General features: G+C 45.6%; 4 protein-coding genes. All 4 read right to left on the reverse strand.

Going from position 1 to position 2,720, the window contains the following annotated elements; translation table 11 throughout:
- Nucleotides 1-903 (reverse strand): 5-methylcytosine restriction system specificity protein McrC (locus tag JCM13995_RS14140; protein ID WP_225350917.1); only part of this gene is annotated, 903 nt, incomplete at its 3' end.
- A gap of 164 nt (nucleotides 904-1,067) precedes the next feature.
- Complete coding sequence (locus tag JCM13995_RS13245) at nucleotides 1,068-1,487, reverse strand: 5-methylcytosine-specific restriction endonuclease subunit McrB (protein WP_156314510.1); 420 nt, start codon at nucleotides 1,485-1,487, stop codon at nucleotides 1,068-1,070.
- Nucleotides 1,488-1,668: 181 nt separating this feature from the next.
- Nucleotides 1,669-2,340, reverse strand: a complete 672-nt coding sequence (locus tag JCM13995_RS13255; protein ID WP_054666504.1) for an nSTAND3 domain-containing NTPase — start codon at nucleotides 2,338-2,340, stop codon at nucleotides 1,669-1,671.
- A 70-nt stretch (nucleotides 2,341-2,410) separates the two neighbouring features.
- The coding region (locus JCM13995_RS15095; RefSeq protein WP_162230972.1) for a hypothetical protein at nucleotides 2,411-2,720 on the reverse strand (310 nt) is incomplete at its 5' end.

Here is a 2,720-nt window from a genome sequence, read left to right on the forward strand (position 1 = left end):
AAAATTGAGGAAATAATCATCCCCGCCGATATTTCCCATAGGCTTATATTTGGCGTCAGCTACGACTGCACGGTGATCCACACTTCCAATATAATCCGGATAGACACGCCCTATTCGACTTCCGCTCTGATACTCTTCAAAGAGCGGACGTCCGCCTTTTTGAAGTCGGTTATTAGGATGTTCAAAACCAGCTGGCAATATCTGCGCCAGATATTCTTCCCAAAGCGATGCACCATCAAAAGCCACACCCATTAGTCTTCTGTTGCCGGCTCCTAGTAATGCCGAACGATGAGTGGCAATCAAAATTGCCAGCCGTTGCAACTGCCGGTACTCATGATAATAGGCGTGTCGCACTGGTCGCTGCAGGTTTTGATAAATCAAACGTGATAATCTACCAGGACAAGATGACGTCAACTCACGTACTTGCGCGACTTCTGGCCTAATTGTTTGTAACAAAGGCACCAATGATTTGCGTCCGGCCAGCTGATCAATCACCAACCTAACCAATTGCATGACAAAATTATCCGCAACTAATTCTCTCCGTCGGTACACAATTTTTCCATCATACCAGTTGCCTGTCTGTATTTGAGAATTGAGATCAATTCGTCCTCGTACATTGGAATCCCGCTCAATAGTCTCCACATAACAGCGATAGGGTCCTTTTCGCATTGCCTCCCGTAAATACGCGGCAAAAACATAGGGTAACATGTCTAGCAAGTGGTCCTGTGCCTCTGCGGGAACAAATCCATGGAATACTGCTGGCAAGCGCAACACACGTGCCAACAAGTAATTAAGAAAATAATCATTTTGGGCTGTCGCAAACCAAGAAGTAATTGTCAGATTCTCGGCTTCATAATTAAAAAAATCCCATGATGTTGCTCGTCCAGTATCCGCGGGAATCATGCTTTAAGATGTATTGGTCCTTACTAGAGTTTCTCAACTGTGTCGCCTCTGCGGGCAAGAGAAAGACCCCAGCCTCAATCAGCTCGCTTAGCGGTGTATTTGTAAGCGTTTTGGCCAACTTAGGGATAGCAGCCAATTCACCTTCAGAGATCTTAGAATTATCCTCAATTTTCACTAGCTACGCCCTCATAGGCCTCATGAAATCTCTCAATGGCTTGATCTTCATCAACTGTCCCACGAAGATATTCCTTCAGTAGTGGCTCAAGGTAATCTTGCCAGAGTTGTTCTGGGGAGAGGGTCGCAAGCTCAAGAAAGTACGCGGGACCAATCTGATAGTTTTCGTTCAGTTCGGGATGCTCGATGATGGCCTTGTTTAGGCGATTCATCCGCATATTTGCCTCTGCAGTCTTTTCTTTCAGTTCACCGAGCATGGAACTGCAATCCTTGGGATCGATATTGAGGAACCTGAAGCGCCGCCGCATAGCGAAGTCAAAAGTGTCTACCGAGCGATCAATATCATTCATCGTCCCGATAATATAGACATTTTCCGGAACATAAAACTCTGGTGTGTCTTTAGGGTGCAAATTGGCGTACTGTGTCTGAACTGTACCCTTTTTACCTCTGTAACCTGGATCGATAGAATAAAAAAAAGCTCCCCGAAGATTTTTCCAAGTTCTCCCCTGTTAATTTCGTCAATGATGAAAACATAGGAAGCCTGGCTGGCAGAGTCTAATTTGTTGTAGAGAATCAGACCAACGTGATCAATCATGTAGTTGAGAATCGCCTTGCGATAATTATCATGGCCACCCGCCGGTACACCAGGCAGGCACGGTAGACCCTGTACATCTGATTGTGGCTGTAAAACCTACCCTTTCCAGAAAGCCATTCGCCTTGACCATATTCACTTTGGTACGTGCGCGTGGCGAGACCATCCCCAGTGATGTTCAGTTCAACACCAAACTCTCCCCGCAGGGCATTAGGGACAATGATAAAACCCTTGGAGTCAATCAGCTCCAATAGGCGATCCCAGGAAGCATCAAAAGTAGCCTCAGGGTTTGATTTTTGCTCCCGTGCAGCATTAATAAACTTATAAAACACCCCAGGTTGCCACCGTATGTTGATCTGGCCATTATCTCCGTCGACTGGCCGCAAACCTTCAACGAAATCGGTGTAGTCATAACTAGGGTGAAACTGCACAAAGCCGATATGGCTTTGCAAATCAGGTGATAAAGTTGTCAGGTCGGTTGTAGCTCCGTTGCTGACAATGTCCGCTGCAACCATCTTCGCCAAAAAGGTCTTACCAGTCCCAGGTGCCCCATGAAAAATAACGTTCTTTGATTCTTTCAGTGCTTGTACATACTTCTCAACCTCGCTGTCAACACCTTGGTCCTTAGCAGGAACGTATCGAGCGTCGACTTCCTCCCAGAACTTGATCAAAATGCTTTGAATTTCTTCATCAGTGGGGAAGTCAGCTTCAACAGGTATCGCTTCTAACTGCTCACGTCTCTTATTTTTTTGAATAGAAGCTAACCGTCAAACTTTGAAACTTGTCGTCTTTATATATATAGCCAACATTAACACCGACGATGTTCATATATCCGTCTTCGCGAGTTTGATTGCCGCCCTTGCCTGTCAGCATATAATTCCAATGCAACGGAAAACCACCAACCCGCGGGGCATCATCAGCGGTCTTTTTCTTCATCCCCGTGATGTATCGATTACGCCTGGAATGCTCAACATCAAAAGCTCCTCCATTATTGTGAAAAGCAAATGCTGCCTCATGCAAAAATTCGGTAAATATCGGTTTCATTTTAGTT

Origin of the sequence: Lacticaseibacillus camelliae DSM 22697 = JCM 13995 (genome assembly GCF_001311195.1) — a bacterium.
Classification (GTDB): domain Bacteria; phylum Bacillota; class Bacilli; order Lactobacillales; family Lactobacillaceae; genus Lacticaseibacillus; species Lacticaseibacillus camelliae.